At 44.9% G+C, this 19,744-nt stretch carries 10 protein-coding genes and 1 pseudogene; 9 read left to right on the plus strand and 2 right to left on the minus strand.

The window, feature by feature from the left end:
* Positions 1–1,822, minus strand: a 1,822-nt coding sequence (locus VZ94_RS14460; RefSeq protein WP_045779772.1) for a response regulator, incomplete at its 3' end; no start/stop codon positions are given.
* Between the two features lie 12 nt (positions 1,823–1,834).
* Positions 1,835–3,194 (minus strand): annotated as a pseudogene (locus tag VZ94_RS14465) (adenosylmethionine--8-amino-7-oxononanoate transaminase).
* A gap of 334 nt (positions 3,195–3,528) precedes the next feature.
* Between VZ94_RS14465 and VZ94_RS23190 the strand changes: the two are divergent.
* From VZ94_RS23190 to VZ94_RS14500, 9 genes are all read left to right on the plus strand, one after another.
* On the plus strand, positions 3,529–3,924 hold the full coding sequence (locus VZ94_RS23190) for a hypothetical protein (protein ID WP_052700566.1): 396 nt from the start codon (positions 3,529–3,531) through the stop codon (positions 3,922–3,924).
* A gap of 7 nt (positions 3,925–3,931) precedes the next feature.
* Positions 3,932–4,198 carry a VPLPA-CTERM sorting domain-containing protein gene (locus VZ94_RS23195; protein WP_157844942.1) on the plus strand — a complete coding sequence of 89 codons (267 nt, stop codon included), beginning with the start codon at positions 3,932–3,934 and terminating at the stop codon, positions 4,196–4,198.
* Between the two features lie 218 nt (positions 4,199–4,416).
* Positions 4,417–4,929 carry an esterase/lipase family protein gene (locus VZ94_RS14475; RefSeq protein WP_052700568.1) on the plus strand — a complete coding sequence of 171 codons (513 nt, stop codon included), beginning with the start codon at positions 4,417–4,419 and terminating at the stop codon, positions 4,927–4,929.
* Positions 4,930–5,180: 251 nt separating this feature from the next.
* Positions 5,181–6,179 carry a TolC family protein gene (locus tag VZ94_RS23200; protein WP_052700569.1) on the plus strand — a complete coding sequence of 333 codons (999 nt, stop codon included), beginning with the start codon at positions 5,181–5,183 and terminating at the stop codon, positions 6,177–6,179.
* Positions 6,180–6,201: 22 nt separating this feature from the next.
* Complete coding sequence (locus tag VZ94_RS23205) at positions 6,202–6,744, plus strand: TolC family protein (RefSeq protein WP_052700570.1); 543 nt, start codon at positions 6,202–6,204, stop codon at positions 6,742–6,744.
* Between the two features lie 85 nt (positions 6,745–6,829).
* Positions 6,830–8,014: a DUF4347 domain-containing protein gene (locus VZ94_RS14485; protein ID WP_045779773.1), complete on the plus strand. Its 1,185-nt coding sequence runs from the start codon at positions 6,830–6,832 to the stop codon at positions 8,012–8,014.
* Positions 7,959–11,615 (plus strand): cadherin-like domain-containing protein, encoded by a 3,657-nt coding sequence (locus VZ94_RS14490; RefSeq protein ID WP_045779774.1) that lies wholly within the window; start codon positions 7,959–7,961, stop codon positions 11,613–11,615. Before VZ94_RS14485 ends, VZ94_RS14490 begins: the two co-directional genes overlap by 56 nt.
* 46 nt (positions 11,616–11,661) lie before the next feature.
* Entirely contained in the window at positions 11,662–12,459 is a 798-nt protein-coding gene (locus VZ94_RS14495) for a hypothetical protein (protein WP_045779775.1), read from the plus strand.
* On the plus strand, positions 12,386–19,744 hold a 7,359-nt coding region (locus VZ94_RS14500), incomplete at its 3' end, for a cadherin-like domain-containing protein (protein WP_204369157.1). The genes VZ94_RS14495 and VZ94_RS14500, both read left to right, overlap by 74 nt.

Raw genomic sequence — 19,744 nt, forward strand, 5'->3', positions numbered from 1 at the left:
TACCGAGGATGCCAAAAGCATTGTGTTTTTCCAGTTGTTCGGCTTTGATACCTATGCCATTATCACTAATGCTGACAACAATCGTGCTGTTATTTAAGCTTAAGTAAACATCAACGCGTTGCGCATACGCATGTTTTAACACATTGGTTAGGGATTCTTGCACGATGCGAAAAATCAACATAGCTTTATCTTCATTGAGTTTTAATTCGCTAAGTTTAGTGTGTAGCTGGCATGAAATTCCTGTGCTGTCGGTAAATTCTTGTACTAACCAGTCTAGTGCCGATACTATACCTGTATTAAGCACGGCTGGGCGTAAGCGAGTCGCTAAGCTTCTGACCATTAGTATGGCCCTATCTAACGTAGTCAGCATTTTTTGAGCTGTATTGCGTAAATCTTGATTAGCATCGCCAAAACGAAAATCCAACGTAGTTAGGTTCAGTCTTAATACGTTCAGTAATTGTCCTAACTCGTCGTGAATTTCCCTAGCAATACGCTTACGCTCTTCCTCGCGGGCTTCTTCGCGCTTTGCAGTTAATGCTCTAAGCTGTGTACGTGATTCCTCTAAACGGCGTTCGGTGGCCTTTAATTCAGTGATGTTATGGCCTATAACGAGTACACCGATAATTTGATTGTCTTCATTACGTTCGGCGACAGCGTGCAGCTTATGTGTTTTTTGCGTATTGTCTTGTCCACGCCATTCTAAAATGATTTTATCGGATTGACCGGTGGTCATAATGCGCTTAAGTTTGGCAATATAGTCTTGACTAGGCATTAGTCTATCCCAATGCTGATTCGGTGGACTATTCCATAAATAATCGAGTGGGATGCTGGTTTCTCGCTCAAATGCAGGATTCAGATAGACATGTCGACAATTCAAGTCATAGCGTAAGATGATTTCGGGCGAGTTTTCTGCAAGTGTACGAAATTCTAATTCGCTTTTTAACAGCATGGCCTCCATGCGTTTTATCCCAGTAATATCGTGGCTGATTGATAACACGCTCTTTACTAAGCCATTGTCATCAAATTCAGGAATAAAATATACATTATGGTTTACGGTATTCGCTTGCGGGTCTAATAATTCTGTCAAAATTTCATCACTAATACCGTTATCGATAACCCATTGTAAGCGTGCAGCAAACTCCTCTACGCTAGGAGTTATCAGTCGATAACAATGCGCTTTGTCTGGTTCATCTATGCCTTGTATGTGAAGGTTAGGTCGATTGGTGTAGGTTTTCTTACGTTGCCTATCGTATCTAGCAATAGGGTCAGGTAGGCTTTCAGCTAAGGTTTTAAATTCTTGCACACTCATCGCTAATTTTTCTTCAGCGATTTGGCGCTCATTAATTTCCGTTTTTAATAATTCGTAGCTATTGCTTAGTTCAGCAGTGCGTAATGCCACTTTTTGCTCGAGCTCTAGTTTGTGTTCGATGAGTTCACGGCGCATCGTGGCAAGGTTGATATGAGTGCTGATTCTGACTTTTAGTTCTTCGCTATGAATGGGTTTAATTAAATAATCGATTGCACCTAAAGTGAATCCAGTAATCCTGTCCTCAAATGCATTTGACGCAGTCATGAAAATAACAGGAATATCTCGAGTCTGTACGTTGCTTTTTAAGCGTTGACAAACCTCAAAACCCGTTAAGTCAGGCAGCATAATATCTAGCAAGATTAAGTCGGGTAACAATAATTCTGCTCGTGTTAGCGCTTCTAAACCCTCTTGTGCGATATAAACGTTAAAATCATAATTGGTTAAATGATGAGAGATGATGCTCAGGTTGACAGGGTCATCATCGACTACAAGGATACTGGATGGCTGAGTCATGGTGGAGATGGGCTAGTCGGTTAATGCATGTTCAATACTACGCCAGGTAACGTCGGCTAAGAATTCGAGTTCAGCGGCATTAATGACATAAGGTGGCATAAAGTAAATGATATTGCCTAATGGCCTAATCAATACACCTTGACTAAGCGCATAGCGATATATCTTAACACCACGTCGTTCCTGCCAAGGAAAAGGCTCTTTAGTGTGTTTATTTTTAACCAGTTCTAACGCGACGATAAGCCCGGTTTGGCGTACTTCTGCAATATTGGGATGCTGCTCAAAGCGTTTAACAACTTCGCGCATAGTTAGTGCTAGGCTACGATTTTGTTGGATAACGTCAGTTTGAGCAAAAAGTTCTAGCGTCGCTAACGCAGCTCGACAGGCTAATGTGTTGCCTGTGTAACTATGGGAATGTAAAAAAGCGGTCAGCTTGTTGTAATCATCATAAAACGCTTGATAAACCGCATCGGTAGTTAATACGGCAGCAAGAGGTAAATAACCACCGGTTAAGCCTTTTGATAAACACATAAAATCCGGCCGTATAGACGCTTGCTCGCAGGCAAATAAAGTCCCTGTGCGACCAAAACCGACGGCAATTTCATCGGCAATTAAATGCACTTGGTAACGGTCACAAGCAGCGCGTAGGCGTTCTAAATAAATCGGAGCATACATACGCATACCACCTGCGCATTGCACTAACGGCTCTACAATTACGGCACATACCTCGTTGGCATAGCGTGCTAAGGTTGCTTCCATGAGTTCAAAGCGGCGTTCACTATACTGCTGCCAGGATTCGCCAGGCTCTCTGAAATAACAATCAGGGCTAGGCACGGTTATCACGTCCATCAATAACGGCGCATAAGTTTTTTTTATACAATTCGACATGACCGACCGCTAAGGCACCTAAGGTTTCACCGTGATAACTGTTTTCTAGCGTGATAAATTTTGTTTTTTGTTTTTGCCCTTGATTTTGCCAATAATGAAAACTCATTTTTAAGGCCACTTCCACGGCAGCAGAACCATTATCGGCATAAAAACAGCGGCTTAGCCCATTAGGCGCGACTTTAATCAGTTGCTCAGCCAGTTCAATGCCAACTTCATGCGTAAAACCGGCAAAAATAACGTGCTCTAGCGTGTTTAACTGCTCTATCAAGGCTTGGTTTATAGTGGGATGGGCATGGCCGAATATATTTACCCACCATGAGCTAATCGCATCTAAATAACGCTTGCCATCAAAATCTTCCAGCCAGACGCCTAAACCGGATTTAATAGGAATAATAGGAAAGTCTTCATGATCTTTCATTTGCGTACAAGGATGCCATAAGACAGACAAGTCGCGTGCTGCTAAGTCAATATTGTTTGAGTTGGTCATGTTGAGGGATTGTGCTTGGTCAGTTCATGAATGCTCTTTTCGTACACAAGTGACAAAAAAAAGTCATAGTTAAAACTTCTTTGGTTTATAAAAGTCGCTCTGATATTTTCATCATTTATCCCAAATGCAGGTTTTTCAGTGACTCGCATTGAATTTTTGATAAAAAGTGTATTGGTGCTCACAAAGATGAACTTGCAATGTTGTGATTAGTGTAGCCTTTGAAGCAGTCGGCACAGCAATTGCGTGGTAAGTACTTAGGACAGCTAAAGCATCCTATGACTTACCAATGTACTTTGTAATTATGACCCTATTATAGTTTTTGAGAGAAGAAAAAATGATAAAAAACATTCCACTCATCAGTGTCGGCTTTGCATTATTCATGTGGGGTGCAAGCAACACAGCTAATGCAGCAACGATTCCTGGTTTATATAACACGGGTGCGGGTATTACGACCGACAAAACCCAAGATATGCATTATCAGTTAACTAAAACGGCTGGCTCAGGCGCTTCGTCAGCTGTAAGTTATGGTTATGCGGCGGTAGGTAGTGGCTGGCCAATAAGTCCTTGGCTTGCTGACACTTCGACGTCGCATTGGTTAACACCGTCGTCTACGCGTGGACAAAGTTATGACCCCTCAGTGGATGGTCAATATACTTGGACATTAACGTTTGATTTAACGGGTTTTGACTATGCAAGCGCCATGTTTTCAGGGCGTTTTTGCTGCGGATAATGCGGCTGTGGCTTACCTTAATGGTGTGCAAATAGGCACGGCGTCTGGTTTTACTAGTTGGTATTCGTTTTCTGCTACCGGTAGCTTATTTAAAGCGGGTATTAATACGCTTCAGTTTATCGTAACAAACTACAAATTATCAGGTGGTAATCCAACCGGTATACGCGCTGAATTTACGTCATCTAATGTTAATCCTGTGCCAGTTCCAGCCGCTATTTGGCTGTTTGGCTCGTCATTGCTTGCCTTAGGTGTGTTAAAACGCCGCGTTATTTAATGGCTTAAACTCAAGATAAAACCGCCTTTTGGCGGTTTTATCGTATTTAGCGCTAGCTTTCAGTGCTAGGCGTTGAGCATTACATAATAAGTAGCGCATAACTAATCAAGGTTAGTTTATGCAAGTCATCAGAATCATAGCGAGGGGGAGTATGATTTTTGTACTTGTTCATGGTATTCACGATACTAAACGCAAATTTCGTTTAATGCGGTCTGTATTTGAAAAAAAAAGGTCATCACTGTATCGTGCCATCGTTAACGCCTAATAATGGTACTGCCAGTTTGACTGAATTAGCACGGCAGTTACAACACGTTATTGAGACACACTTAGAGGATGATGAAAAGTTTCATTTAGTAGGTTTTAGTATGGGAGGCTTAATTGCACGGTCTTATTTGTTAGATTTAGCGGGTTATTCCCGAGTAAGCAGTTTTTTTTCAATTTCGTCGCCGCATAATGGAACATACTCAGCTTATCTACTCGCTCATCAGGGCGTGAAAGACATGCGGCCGGGTAGTGCCTTTATCAAGTCATTAAACCAGCAAGAAGAATTACTATCTAATATTCCATGCTATTCTTATTGGACGCCATTTGATTTAATGATTTTGCCTGCATCGAGCTCGATTTGGCGGCCTGCGCAGAATAAAATGGTCTCTGCTTTCTGTCATCCCGCTATGGTCGAACAACCCACCATCATTAAAGATATTTTGTATAAAGCTAATCTTGCTGATTAATTTGTTGCTTTGAAAGTAAATTATCTTAAATGTGATAGGGTTAAAATTTATTAAAGAAAAAGCAGTATTTGCCGCTATTGCGCCTGAGCGCTATTTTAGTTTGTAACAATTTAAATAAAGCGTTATATAATTCTAAGGCTTTAAATTGTGACGCCGTTGTATGATTGACTAAAACATCTGTGCGTGCATTGATAGATTTAACATATAACACCTATAAACTGCGGGGAATTATGCAATTTCTGGAACACAAGATGGCATTACTACGACTAAAATTATCAACACCACGCAATAATCTATCAAACAGAAAAAATGACCTTAATAACCCGCCTACTAAACCAGTATGGTTAGCGGTTGCCGGTTTCACTTTAGCAGGATTAACAGCATGTTCAATTAATCCTGCTCCCATTACCGAACAAGAAAACAAAGCCCGCGTTGCTGAAGACAGTCTTAAACTGCAACAAGAGCAAGAAAAAGTTTCAGGTCCTATTACGTTACACGAAGCCGTTGCCAGAGCCTTAAAGTACAACTTGGATTACCGAGTTGAACTCATGCATAAAACCTTAGCGCAAGAGCAGCTAGATATTAGTCATTACGACATGCTGCCTAAGTTTGTCGGGAGTTTAGGTGTCGATGCGCGTAATAACTGGAGTGGTGCGTCGAGTCGTTCATTACTGAGCGGCAGACAATCTTTAGAGCCTTCGACCTCATCAGATAGAGATGTTTTTAACGCCAAGTTAGGCTTAACTTGGAATATTGTCGATTTTGGCGTCTCTTATTTCAGAGCCCATCAAGCAGGCGATAAAGTCATGGCGCGCGAAGAGGAAAAGCGTAAAGTAGTGAATCGCATTGTGCAAGATGTGATTACGGCTTATTGGCGTACGGTGAGTAACGAGCGCTTAAAAGCGGATATGCAAGCCTTAGCTGGGCGAATTGATGTCGCTTTAGCCCAATCCAAGCAAGCGTTAACGCGTAAGTTGTTAAATCCTATGGGCGCGTTAACCTATCAGCGCGAGTTATTATCGATTCAACGCGAATTAGAGCAGTTACAACGCACGTTAGCGTTATCTAAAGTTCAATTAGCGGCTTTAATGAATATCAAGCCTGGCGAAGACTTCCATTTAGTCGTACCAGAGCGCAATGCCTGGACGAAAAATCTTACCTTGCCGCCAGATAAAATGGAACAAATAGCGTTAGAAAACCGCCCAGAAATCAGAGCCTTGGTTTACGAAAAAACGCGCCAATGCGAATGAAGCCAAAGCGGCTTTAGTTGCGATGATTCCGGGGATAGAATTTGGCGGCGCTTATAACACTAGCAATAACAGCTTTTTATTTGAAAAAGATTGGTGGAATTTAAGCAGCCAAGTCGCTTGGAATTTAATGAACTTAGTGCGTTACCCGGCTAAAAAAGAGGAGTTAGACGCACAGAAAAATTTATTAGACGCTGAACGGTTAGCAATGAGCATGGCAGTATTAACGCAGGTACATGTAAGTCGTGCGCAATTTGACCATGCTAAGCGTGAGTTTGATACAGCAACTGATTACCAATCCACACAAGCCGAATTAGTTGAACAAGTACGGGCTGGCGTCAAAACCGGTCGTATTAACGAACAAAGTTTAATCCGCGAAGAAATGAACACCTTGCTGTCTGAAGTACGCCGCGATGTGACGTATGCCGATTTAGAAAACGCTTATGCCTCAATCGCAGCTTCATTGGGCATAGACCCACCTTTACCCGAAAATGCTAAGTTAGAACAACCTGTTGCTGAATTGGCTAAGCAATTACAAGCCAATTGGAATCGACTGCATCCTTTGTAATTTCTGCTTAAAAATTCCATCGCTGTTTACTAATACCCAACGCACCGTGAGGATGCGGCGGTTAACTCTGTTTTAGGTTTTACCCATGACTAAGCGTGTAGCCAATAAAGATTCGTCAACTACTAAAACTTCTGCTGTATTGTTAGCTCTTGAACCACGATTTATGTTCGATGCCGCCGGTGCCGCTACCGGTGCCGACCTTGCGGCGGATCAGGTTGCGCAACAGCAAGTCGATTTAGCGCTGCCTAAAGAGGCCGATTCACCTAATCAAAGTGCTACCACTGAGTCTGAACCGTCAGTAGCCGCAGAAGACAGCACATCTGCTGCACACGCTGAGACGACAACGACTCAGCCAACCGTTGTTGATAATACTGCATCGCTATTATCCGCGTTATCTTTAACCTCCTTACCAACTAGCGAAGTTAAACAGGAATGGGTGTTTATTGATACCTCGGTGAAAAATTACACCGAGTTATTGAGCTCAATAAGTCCTAATGCACAGATTGTCTTGCTTGACCAAAGTCAGGATGGCTTAACGCAAATTGCGACCGCATTAAAAGACAGTCATGATGTTGATGCGATACATATTATTTCGCACGGTTCAGAGGGCCGTTTGTATTTAGCGGGTAGCGAGATTACCGAAGAACAATTAAGCCGAGACTATGATGACGAGTTAGAAACCATTAAGAACGCATTAAATTTAGATGCTGATATTTTATTGTATGGTTGTGACTTAGCGGATGATTTAGCGGGTGAGCGATTTATTAATACCTTGTCGGCACTAACTGGCGCTGATGTCGCTGCGTCGCTAGATGCCACAGGTGCAGAGGCGTTAGGTGGTGATTGGACATTAGAAGCGTCTACCGGTGCTATTGAAACCGCTAGTTTAGTGTTTGCTGACTATGCGAGCTTATTAGCAGCACCTGTGATTACCGATAGCGTGGGTACACGTTCTGTCGCTGAACAGGGTAATTTAGCCATTACCGGTATTAGTATTAGTGATACCGACGGTGACGCGCAGACGGTAACGATTACCGTAACCAATGGCACGTTAAACTTGGCATCTACCACAGGGCTTAGCGGATTAACGGGTAATGGTACGAATAATTTATCGTTTACCGGGTCGTTAACCAATGTCAATAATGCGTTAAACGGCATGACGTTTACGCCGACTGCTGATTTCAATGGTACGGCTACGGTGGCGTTAAACACGAATGACGGCACTACTAACGTTAACCAAAAACGTCTCTATTACCGTGACGGCGGTTAATGATGCGCCAACGGCAGTTAATGACAGTGCCGCCATTAATGAAGATGCGGTTAGTGTCACCGGTAATGTGTTAACTAATGATACTGATGTGGACTCAGTTTATGGTGATACTAAGTTAGTTATTGGTGCGACAGTGGGCACCGTCAGTGGACCGGTGGTATCAGGTGTAGGCGTAGCGTTAATCGGTAGTTACGGTACATTGACCGTTAATAGCGATGGTAGTTATAGTTACGAATTAAATAATAGCTTAGCGGCAGTGCAAGCTTTAGCGTTAGGTGAGCAAATTACCGACGACTTTACTTACACCATGCAAGACACTGCAGGGGAGAAGTCTACTGCCGGCTTAACCGTGACGATTACCGGTACGAATGATGCACCAGTTGTGGTGTCTGGCACACCGGTTTTGCCATCAATACCTGAAAATGCGACTGAAGCAGAAAATCCAGGCGTTCTTATCAGTGATTTCTTAGTCAGTGTTGTCGTCGGTGATCTTGCTACCGATATTGATAATGGCACAGCGCTAGGCATCTCGTTAGATAGTAGCAGCATAGACACCGCGATGACCGGTCACTTAGAGTATCAACTCAATGGCAGTAGCACATGGGTCAGTATTCCTACCGGCGTATTAGGCTCGCCGGTGACTTTAGCGGCTGACACTAAAATTCGTTTTGTTGCCGATGCTAGCGCTACTGATGCTAATGAGTCGGGTGTGGTGACGTTAAGCTATCATGCTTGGGATGGCATTACGACTAGCGCCGGTTCATTAACCGCTGATTTAGCCGTATCAAGCCGCAATGATACCCCGACGTTAACGGCGGTGCCATTGACGTTAAGCGAAACGACGGCCGCTTTCATTACCTCAACGCAGTTCCCCCTCACTGACCCTGACAACACCAATTTACAAATCCTTTATCGTTTAGAAAGCGTTCCGGCTAACGGCGTACTGTATAAAAACGGCGTCGCGATGACCGCAGGCACGTTGTTTTCGCAAGCCGATATAGCGGCAGGCAATGTGATTCGGTATCAATATACGGGGTCTGAGCTAAGCAGTGCGGGTACCGATAGCTTTACCTTTAGTGTACGCGACGGTGCGGGCGGTGTATTAGGTGGAACGGGGGGGGCCGTCGGCGATACGACGCCGCGTACGTTTAATATCAATATCTCTGATGTAAACGCCCAAATCAATATTACTGGTACAACACAAAACGTTTTAGAGCTGGTGAACCCAGGCGATCATACTGACCTTAGCTTAGGTATGAGTGATGCCGATGGTAATCCGGCATTAATGGCATTAACCATTGATAGTTTACCTAATCCGGTTGTCGGTAAACTGCAATACTGGGATGGCGCTGCTTATGCCGATGTGACGGTGGGTATGCAGTTTACTCAAGCTGAGCTAGCTGCAAATCCATTGCGCTTTGTTTCTACCGGTGCTGAGCCATCGCTATTTCCTACGGCATCGTTTAACGTCAGTGCCAGCGATAATCATCCAACCTTAACACCAACGACGGATTCCGATACCGTTACGATTACCATTGTGGCGGTGAACGATCCACCAACGCCAGTAACGAATACCTTATCGGTGCCACAAGGCAGTAGCGCGACAATTGATAATTCGTTTATTACCGCAACCGACCCTGATAGCTTAGCAGCAAACCGCGTTTATACGGTGAGTTCGTTGCCTACGCACGGTAAATTATTTATCAATGGCGTTGAAGCGGGCATAGGCTCTACGTTTACCGAAGCAGATTTAACAGCAGGTAACTTAAGCTATACCAATGACGGTTTTACGATTAACGACGACGGCTTTAGTTTTTCGGTTAATGACCGGGACGGTGGCGTTAGTACCGGTAGTTTAACGATAGATGTCACTACCGGCACACCGGCGACGATTCCGGATGCAGGCACCTTAACAGGACAACCGCAAGAAGACGGTTTACTAGCGATTGATAATGTTACGCTACGCGGTTCAACGAGTTATACATTAACGGCTTTGCCTAGCCATGGAACGTTGTATTTAAATGGTAATGCGTTAGCGTTATCAGGTAGCTTTACTCAAACCGATATTAATAATGGCAACTTAGTCTATGTCAGTGATGGCGTAGAGCCAGATACTTACGGTAGTACCGATGCGTTCAGTGTCACGCGTACTGGCGGCACGGTTAGCGGCAGTTCTACAGTTAGCCTAACGGTTACACCGAATAATGATGCGCCAACCATTTCCCAGACTACGGGTACCATTGCGACCAATCAGTCGGGTGGCACGTTAGTGGAAGAAAATACCGGTGGCGGTGATGCGAGTAGCTTTGCGCTGACTAATGTCAGTAATGCCGTTAAACTAACCACCGCTAATTTGCAATGGAATGATAGTGATAATAGCGTAGGTGAATTAGATTATGTCGTTGATACGATACCGTCAGGTGGTTCAATTAGCCGCTGGAATGGTAGTGCTTGGGTAGCGTTATCAGTGGGTTCGCGCTTTACTGCCCAAGATGTCGCCGATGGCAATATCGCTTATTTTCATAGCGCAAGCTCTGAATTGCGCAATGATAGCGTCAGCTTTTATTTAGAAGATGGTGGTGTGGTTGAGCTTGGCGATGTGGTGATTAACCCAGGCGTAGGCGTTAGCGAAGCAGGAAGTAAAACGGTCAGCGATGGTAGCTCAAGCATTTCGATTGACCAAGGTGATGTGGCAAGAAGCCCAAGTCGTACGGTTAATTTCACGATTAGTAATGTCAATGACGCTCCAGTAGCGGCTAATGGTAATTTCTCGGTTCAAGAGGGTTACAGCAACGTCGATAACGACCCGACACCTAACAATCCTGGCCGTATTCAGGTGTTAAATAGCACGATTATTAGCGTTTCTGATAGCGATAATCCAAACAGCGATTTAACGTATACGATATTAACCGTTCCTAGCGCAGGCGAGCTGCAATTTGATACCGACAATAACGGTACTTTTGAAACGACATTAGTTGGTGGCGAAACATTTACAGTTGCTCAGCTTAACGCCGGACAACTGCGCTATGTTCATGATGGTTCAGAAGGCTTAACCGACAGCTTTACATTTAGAGCGACTGATTTAGAGCCATTAGACAGTAATGTTGCAACGGTTACGATTGATATTGTTCCGGTGAATGATCCGCCAGTCATCGTCACTAATTTACCTCTAACCGTCAATGAAGGTTCGGTAGGAAATTCCATTACGACCGCGTTGTTAAATTCAATAGATCCTGATAATGCCGATCCACAAGTGCAATATCGGATTAGTTCGGCAGTGACTAAAGGCCAGCTTTATTTAGATAACGGCGGCGTTAAAACCATATTAGGTGTAGGTAGTGCGTTTACATTACAAGATGTGATCGACGGAAAACTGAAATATACCCATGACGGCAGCGAGCCGGATTTATTACTCGCGTCGGTTGATGACAGTTTTGCGTTTATCGTCTCTGATAGTAGCGGTTCAAATGAGCCTGCTGACGTATTCAACATCCACGTCAATCCTGTCAACGATGCGCCGCAACTAAGTGGTTTAGGCGGTACGCTGAATGTTGTTGAAGACCAAGCCGCAACGGTTATCGATAGCAGTGTAACGTTTTAACGACCCTGATTTAGCCAATAATAACGTTGATTTTAATACTGGTGTATTGACGATTTCGTTTACCGATGGTTTAAGCCATATTGACGACCAGTTGTCGGTACGCAATCAAGGTTCGGGCGCTGGCCAAATCGGTTATGACACAGGTACCGGGCAAGTGTCGTATGCCGGAGTGGTATTTGGCACGGCTGTCGGTGGCGACAACGGTAACGATTTAGTCATAACACTTAATGCTAATGCGCATGTTGCAGAAGTTAAGGCATTGATTCAGAACATTACCTTTGCGAATACCGATACGTCTAATCCTGTCGTCGGTACGCGCACGATAAACTATCACTTGAATGATGGCGGCGGTACGGCCTTAGGCGGGTTAAATACCGTGAGCGGTAATGCTTTTGTCAGTGTTACGCGGGCTAATGACGCGCCTATATTAACCGTGACAGCGCCGGATTTAGGTACTTATAGTGAAGATATTGCCGATCCTTATATAACGACGACAATAGCTGATTTATTGTTTAACAGCATTGCCGTTGAAAGCAATGTGCTTGATGTCGATGATGGTGCCGTAGAGGGCGTTGCGATTACAGGTCTTAATAGTGGCAATGGAACTTGGCAGTACAACACAGGTAGCGGCTGGGTGGCTATCGGTACGGTGTCGAATACCTCGGCGTTATTATTACGCGATACTGATTCCATACGTTTTGTCCCTGATGGTGAAAATGCTGATACTGCTAGCGTAACCTTTAAGGCCTGGGATAGAACCAGCGGCACTTTTGGCACAAAAAGTCGATACATCAGCGGCTCATGCTGCGGTACCTGCCGATACATCGCCATTTTCCGTGCTTAGCGATACGGCGACATTGACAATAACGGCTTTAAATGACGCGCCTACTAGCGTGGGTAATTTAACTTTAACCAGCATTCCTGAAGACACCAGCAATCCTAGCGGTGCAGCGATTAATACGTTGACTGGACTCGGTTTTCAAGATGTCGATACCGGTGCGACGTTGTCGGGTATTTTAGTCGTAGCCAATACCGCCAATGGAACCACTGAAGGTGTATGGCAATACAGCACCGATGGCACTAATTGGGAAGACATAGGCACAGTCGCCGACAATGCAACGGCATTGGCCTTATCCGCTACCACGCAAGTGCGTTTTGTTCCGGTTGCCAACTATAACGGCACACCGGCTGCATTAACGATACGCGCATTAGATAACACTTATTCCGGCTCATTCAGCACGACCACAGGCGGTACAGAAACGCGTGTTACCGCTGATAGTTCGGCTAATGGTGGCACGACCGCGATTTCTGCGAGTACTAATACGTTAGGTACGACGGTTACGCCTATTAACGATCAACCGACTATATCAGGCGATAAAACGATTAGCGATGGTGTAAACGAAGGTTCACCCATTGTGATTTCTAATTCCGGAACAGCCGGATTAGTGATTGTCGATGATATTGAAGCCTCCCGTAACGAAGGCAGTGGTGCTAACCAAGGCCAAGTCAGCGTAACGATTACTGTGCCGAACGGTTTAAGCCACGGTTCGGTGACCTTAGGCAGTACAACAGGTATTAGCATTACCGCCGGGGCTGATAATAGCAATACCGTAACCATTAAAGGTTCGTTGACTGATGTAAACAACGCCTTAGATGGTTTAAGTTTTACGCCAGGCGATGATACTAATGTCAGCGAAACCGTTACGATTACCGTTAATGATTTAGGCAATAACGGTACGGGTAGCACAACTGCGTTAACGGCGACTCAAACGATTACCATTTCAAACATCATACCGTCTAACAATGCTCCTGTTGTCACAGCACCGGCGACAGTGACAGCAACCGAAGACACCACGTTTACCTTTAGTGGTGCCAACGCCATTAGTTTGTCCGATGTCGATGTGCGCAGCACTGACATTATTAAATTAACGCTTAATTTATCTTCGGCAGGTACATTCCGTTTTAGTAGCGCTACAGGCTTATTTACTGATACTGCTGGTACGATACCTTACACCTTAACAAACGAAACGGCGGGTGCTGATGTCATCGTGTATGGTACGTTAGCGAATTTAAATGCGGCGTTAAATGGCATGACGTATGCGCCTGCGAGTAATTTAAATTCGGTGAATGTCGGTTCTGATTATATCGGCGGCGTGTTTTCAGGCCATGTGCATTTAGATATAACTGTCGATGACTTAGGCTATGGTGAAGGTGGGGCGCAAGGCTTGCCATTAACCGATACAACAACGGTTGATATTACCGTTAATCCGGTAAATGATGCACCGAGTATTGTTGGCCCTACATCGAATAGTTCGTATATAGAACAAGCCTCGCCTGTGACCATAGGGGCTGGTGTAACCGTGACTGATAGCATAGATGACACCAATATGTCAGGTGCGACTGTGACTATTAGCGCCAATTTCCGTACCGGTGATACGCTGGCTGCCGATACCACGGGTACCAGTATTACTGCGACGTATAACCCAACAACTCACATATTAACCTTAAGCGGCGCCGATACTACTGCGAATTACAACCAAGTTTTACAATCAGTCACCTTTAGCAACTCAACAAATGATGCACCAACTTCAGGTGGTGCTACTACGCGTACAATTACTTGGCAAGCGACCGATGCGAATGCCGACAGTGCTAGCAACGGCGTACAAAACAGTAATTCGGTGACGAGTAGCATTACGATTACGCCTGTTAGCGATGCGCCTGCGGGTACCGATACTACGGTCACGGTAAACGAAGATGCCGTTTACACGTTTACCACGGCAAATTTTGGTTTTAGCGATCCATTAGATAGTCCAACCGATTCGTTTAATCGGGTGTTGATTACCACTTTACCGGCTAATGGTCTATTAAAATTAAATGGCGTTGATATTACCGTTGCGGGTACGACTTATGTGACCGTGGCCGAGATTAATTCAGGTTTATTAACCTATACACCGCCTGCTGATGCGAATGGTACGGCCTATACCAGCTTTACCTTTCAAGTCGAAGATACCGGCACAACGATTAATGGCGGCGTGATTTTAGATCAATCGGCGAATACGATGACTATTGATGTCACCAAGCTGAATGATGCGCCGGTGTTAAGCGGGCATGTTGACATAAATCCAATATTCGGGCCGCAAATTTTTACATCAGAAAATAGTGCCACCGGGTCTGGTCTATCGGTAGATCCTACCCAATTATTTCAGAGCGGAGATTTAACATTTTCCGACATTGATTTATCGACGACGACAGGGCTTAATTCAACTACGTTTGGCGCCGGATCGATTTCGATTGTTTTATTAAATGGCGTAACTGGAGATGTGTTGCAAGTTGCAAGCGGTACATTGCCTGCCGGTGTCACAACATCCGGCGGTACAGGTAGTAATCCATTAGTCATTACCTTGGATAACGACACTACGCTGACCGAAATTGAAACAATTTTACAAAACATCGAGTATCTAAATACCAGCGATAATCCCACATCAAACAATACCCATAATACACGTATCTATAATATCAGTCTCGATGATAGTGATAACAGCCAAAGTGGTGGTAATGCAGGTGGGCCTACCTCATTATCTAGCATCACTGTCCAAGGTGTCATAATAATAACATCTGCTAACGATGCCCCCGTCGTTGATTTAAACGGCGCTAGTGCCGGTCAAAACAACCTGGTGACATGGACTGAAGGTGCTAATTCAACCCACACCGCAGTTAATATATCGTCTTCAGGTACGTTAACCGATGCCGACAATACCAATTTAACGCAAATGGTATTAACCGTCGGTGGCTTGAGAGATGGTAATAACGAAGTCTTAACTATCGGTGGACAAGCATTTTCGCTAGCCACAACTTACTCTAACGTCGATGTCGGTAATTTCTTAGTTAGCTATGACAACACCACAGGTGTATTTACTATTGTCCCTGATGGTGCCAATGTTCAAACGCTAAGCAATTTCCAAACCTTATTACAAGGCACTACTTATAACAACTTAACCGATAACCCTACAGCAGGCAATCGCTTTGTATCGGTACAAGTCACCGATGCAGGTACTAATAACTTAGGCGACACCAGCGCCAGCTTTTTAAGCAGTAATATTCCTACTACAGCGATTACGGTTGTCCGTGCTAACGATCAACCAACTGTGACTGGCTTAGATGCAGTCACCTATTTTGAAAACGCGATTAATGCGACGGCAGCGCTTATTGACAGCGATGTGACGTTAACCGACATCGATAGCGCTGACTATAACGGCGGCACATTAACCGTGAGTGGTTTAGTCAGTGGTCAAGATACGGTGAGCTTACCAACGGGTGCCGCTAATGTGTTAGGTAATGTGCAAAGAAACGGAAGCGATGTCGAGTATTTCAACGGCAGTAGCTGGGTGATCATTGGTACGCATAGCGGTGGTTCGGGCAGCAATTTTGTTGTTACGTTTAATGCGAATGCGACACCCGCGATAGTAGAGCGTGTCATTGAGAATCTTACTTTTGCTAATAGTTCTGATAACCCCACCTTAACGCGCACATTAACGCTTGCGGTCAATGATGGTGATGGTGGCTCCGTTCAAAACGCCACGGTGGCTGTCACTATAAGGTTAGATAATGATGCGCCTGTCATGTCGGCGACGAGTTTAGGTGCTAATTACACTGAACAAGGTTCGGCTATTGCATTTGTCGGAGGCACGATTTCAGTGTCTGATCCTGACAGTCCAAGCAATTTCTTTACCGGCGGTGTAGGTTCGTTAAGAGTTAGCTTAGATAGTTATGTGTTTGGCGATACCTTGAGTATTGCTAATCAAGGCAATAGCGCAGGTCAAATTGGTGTGTCAGGTTCTACTATCCGTTTTGGCGGTACTGCGTTTGCAACGTTTTCGGGTGGTAGCGCTTCGGACTTAGTGATTACGTTTAACTCAGCTACTGCGACTCCTGCCGCTGTACAAGCGTTATTAGATCGTTTGCGTTACAACTGCACTTCAAATGATCCTACCGTCAATGCTACCGATCCAAGTCGAGTCTTTACCATTACACTGAACGATGGCGGTAATACTAAAGATGCAACATCAAGCACTACTGCGTTAACAGCGACTCTAACCGGAACAATTAACATCACTGCAGTAAATGATGCTCCTACGATCACCGTTCCGTTTACTCTCGGTGCATATACCGAAAACAATGCTGCGACTATTGTCGATGCTGGATTAACAGTTAGCGACACGGATGATACACATATAACGGGCGGAACAGTTTCATTTGACTTAAATTTTTTGAATGGAGATATTTTAGCTGTAACCGATACTGTAAATATTTCCAGCTCGTATAATTCAAGTTCAGGGATTTTGACGTTGACGGGATTAGCTACAGTAGCTGAATATCAAACTGTATTGCGAACTTTGACGTATCAAAATACAACAGATGATCCTACCGACAATGTTAGCAAATTAACACGATTATTAGCAGTAAACTTAACTGATGCCAATTCGGACGGTGTAGGAGCGGCGACTGGAGGAGTCTTTAAAGCAATAGTAGTCACACCATTGACCGATGCACCAGTTTTAGGCGGTGAAAATACGCCTAGAACTTATATAGAAGATGATGCATCAGGTGTTACGTTAGAACCTAATATGACCTTAACCGATGCGGATGATACGAATATGGTTAGTGCGACCGTGACGATTAGCAGCGGTTATACAACTGGTGACGTTTTAACGTTTACGACGATACCGGCTATCAACGCAAGCTATTCGGCAGGTGTGTTAACACTGACCGGCTCTGGAACAGTTGCTGAATATTTACAAGTTCTACACAGTGTGAAATTCTTAAACACGACCAACGATCCTACCGTAACGAGTGCAACTCGGACAGTTAGTTGGACGACGGTCGATGCAGACTCGGATGCGACGGGTGCAGCAACGTCCAATACCGTGACGACGCAAATAAATATCACACCGCAAAATGATAATCCTACTGCCGTTGATGATAGTAATTCAATTACCGAAGATACAGCGCCAAATCCAGTGACTGGCGATGTAACACCAGGCAGCATAGGTCAAGATAGTGATCCAGATTCGCATGATGTTCTTGTGATTTCGGCGATTAGAACCGGTACCGAAGCTTCTGGAACTGGTACTAGCGGTACTATTGGCGCTGCATTAGCGGGTAGTTATGGCAATTTAACAATTGCCGATGATGGTAGCTACAGCTATGAGCTCGACAATAACAATCCAGACGTCAACGCGTTAAAAACAGGACAAAGCTTAACAGAGGTCTTTACTTATACGTTAGATGACCAGAATGGTGGTACCGATCAAGCACAATTAGTCATCACAATTCATGGTACAACCGATGGCTCCCCATCGTTATTGATTAACGACAATAATGCTGCCGCGACCGGTGAAGTGACGGTTTACGAAGCAGGATTGACCAGTGTTGTCGATACCTCAGAGACCAATACCGGTACTATTACGATTAGTGCGCCGGACGGTTTAGATTCGATAGCAATTTTGGGTACATCGCTATCGTTAACAGACTTAGCTAATTTAAGTACCACGCCTATCGATATTACAGCAAGCTCAGGCATATTAACGTTAACGGGATATACCAGCACGAGTAACGTAGGTGGTGTCACAACAGGTGGGGAATTAACCTATAGCTATACCTTAAATATCCTTCAAAACACGCCAGCAGCCACTGAAAGTTTTGACAGCCTTGATGTAGAAGTTTTTGATGCATCAGCTGGGGTAGATTCTGGCTTTTTAACGGTGCAAATCATAGACGACACGCCGACCGCAAACGATGATGCCAATAGCGTGACCGAAGGCACGACCAGCGGCCCAACAACAACGAGCGGCAATGTTTATACAGGTCTTAGCGCAGGTGATGTAGCCGATGACCAAGGCGCAGATACTAATGCTACACCGATTACAGGCGTAAGCTTTGGTGCAACAACCGGTACAATCGGGAGCGCGTTTGCCGGTAATTACGGTGAGTTAACGTTAAATGCTGATGGCAGTTATGATTACGCACTTCATAATGACAACAGCACCGTCAATCAATTACTGGTCGGAGAAACCTTAACCGAAGAATTTACTTACACATTAACCGACGATGATGGCGACAGTACAACAGCTGTATTAACCATTATCATAAACGGTGTCACCGACGGTGCACCGACCATTGATGCGGATGATAGCAACGGCGCGGCTACCGGGGACAACACGGTATACGAACATGGCTTAACCAGTGTTGTTGATACCACAGAAACGACCACAGGAACAATTAGCGTAAGCGCCGCCGAAGGGATAGATTACATAGAAATCGAAGGTACGCTAGTCACCTTAGGCGACTTAAACAACCTAGGCACAACACCCATCACGATAACGACCAGTAAAGGCGAACTCACGTTAACTGCCTACACCAGCAGTGGCGAAATTGACGGAATCAGCACAGGCGGCAGTATTGCCTACAGCTACACGTTGACATCTGTGCAAAACACGCCAGGAGCCAGTGAAAATACGGATGTGATAGCGCTTAGCATCACTGACCGAGCGGAAGAAAGCAGCAACGGTAACTTTACAATACAAATCATCGACGACACCCCGGTCGCGAATAACGACAGCAATAGCATCACCGAAGATGGCAGTGCCACTACTAGCGGCAATGTCTACGTCAGCGGCAGTGCAGGCGATGTTACCGATGAGCAAGGCGCAGATACCAACGGTACACCGATTACTGCGATAAGTTTTGGCGCAACGAACGGCACACTCAACAGCGCATTAGCGGGTAATTACGGCAGCTTAACGTTAAGCGAAACCGGTGCATACACCTACACCATAGATAACAGCAATGCAGACGTCAACGCGTTAAAAACCGGCGATAGCTTAAGCGAAGTCTATACCTATACATTAACCGATGCCGATGGTGACAGCACGACCGCGACGTTGACGATAACGATAAATGGGGCTACCGACGGTGCACCAAGCATCTTTGCTGATGATGGCAATGGCGCGGCGACCGGTGACAATACCGTCTATGAAGTCGGCTTAACCAGTGTAGGCGATACCAGCGAAACTACGACGGGTACGATTAGCATAGCGGCTGCCGAAGGCATTGATAGCGTTACGCTAGGC

The sequence above is a fragment of the Methylocucumis oryzae genome (assembly GCF_000963695.1).
Lineage (GTDB): Bacteria > Pseudomonadota > Gammaproteobacteria > Methylococcales > Methylomonadaceae > Methylovulum > Methylovulum oryzae.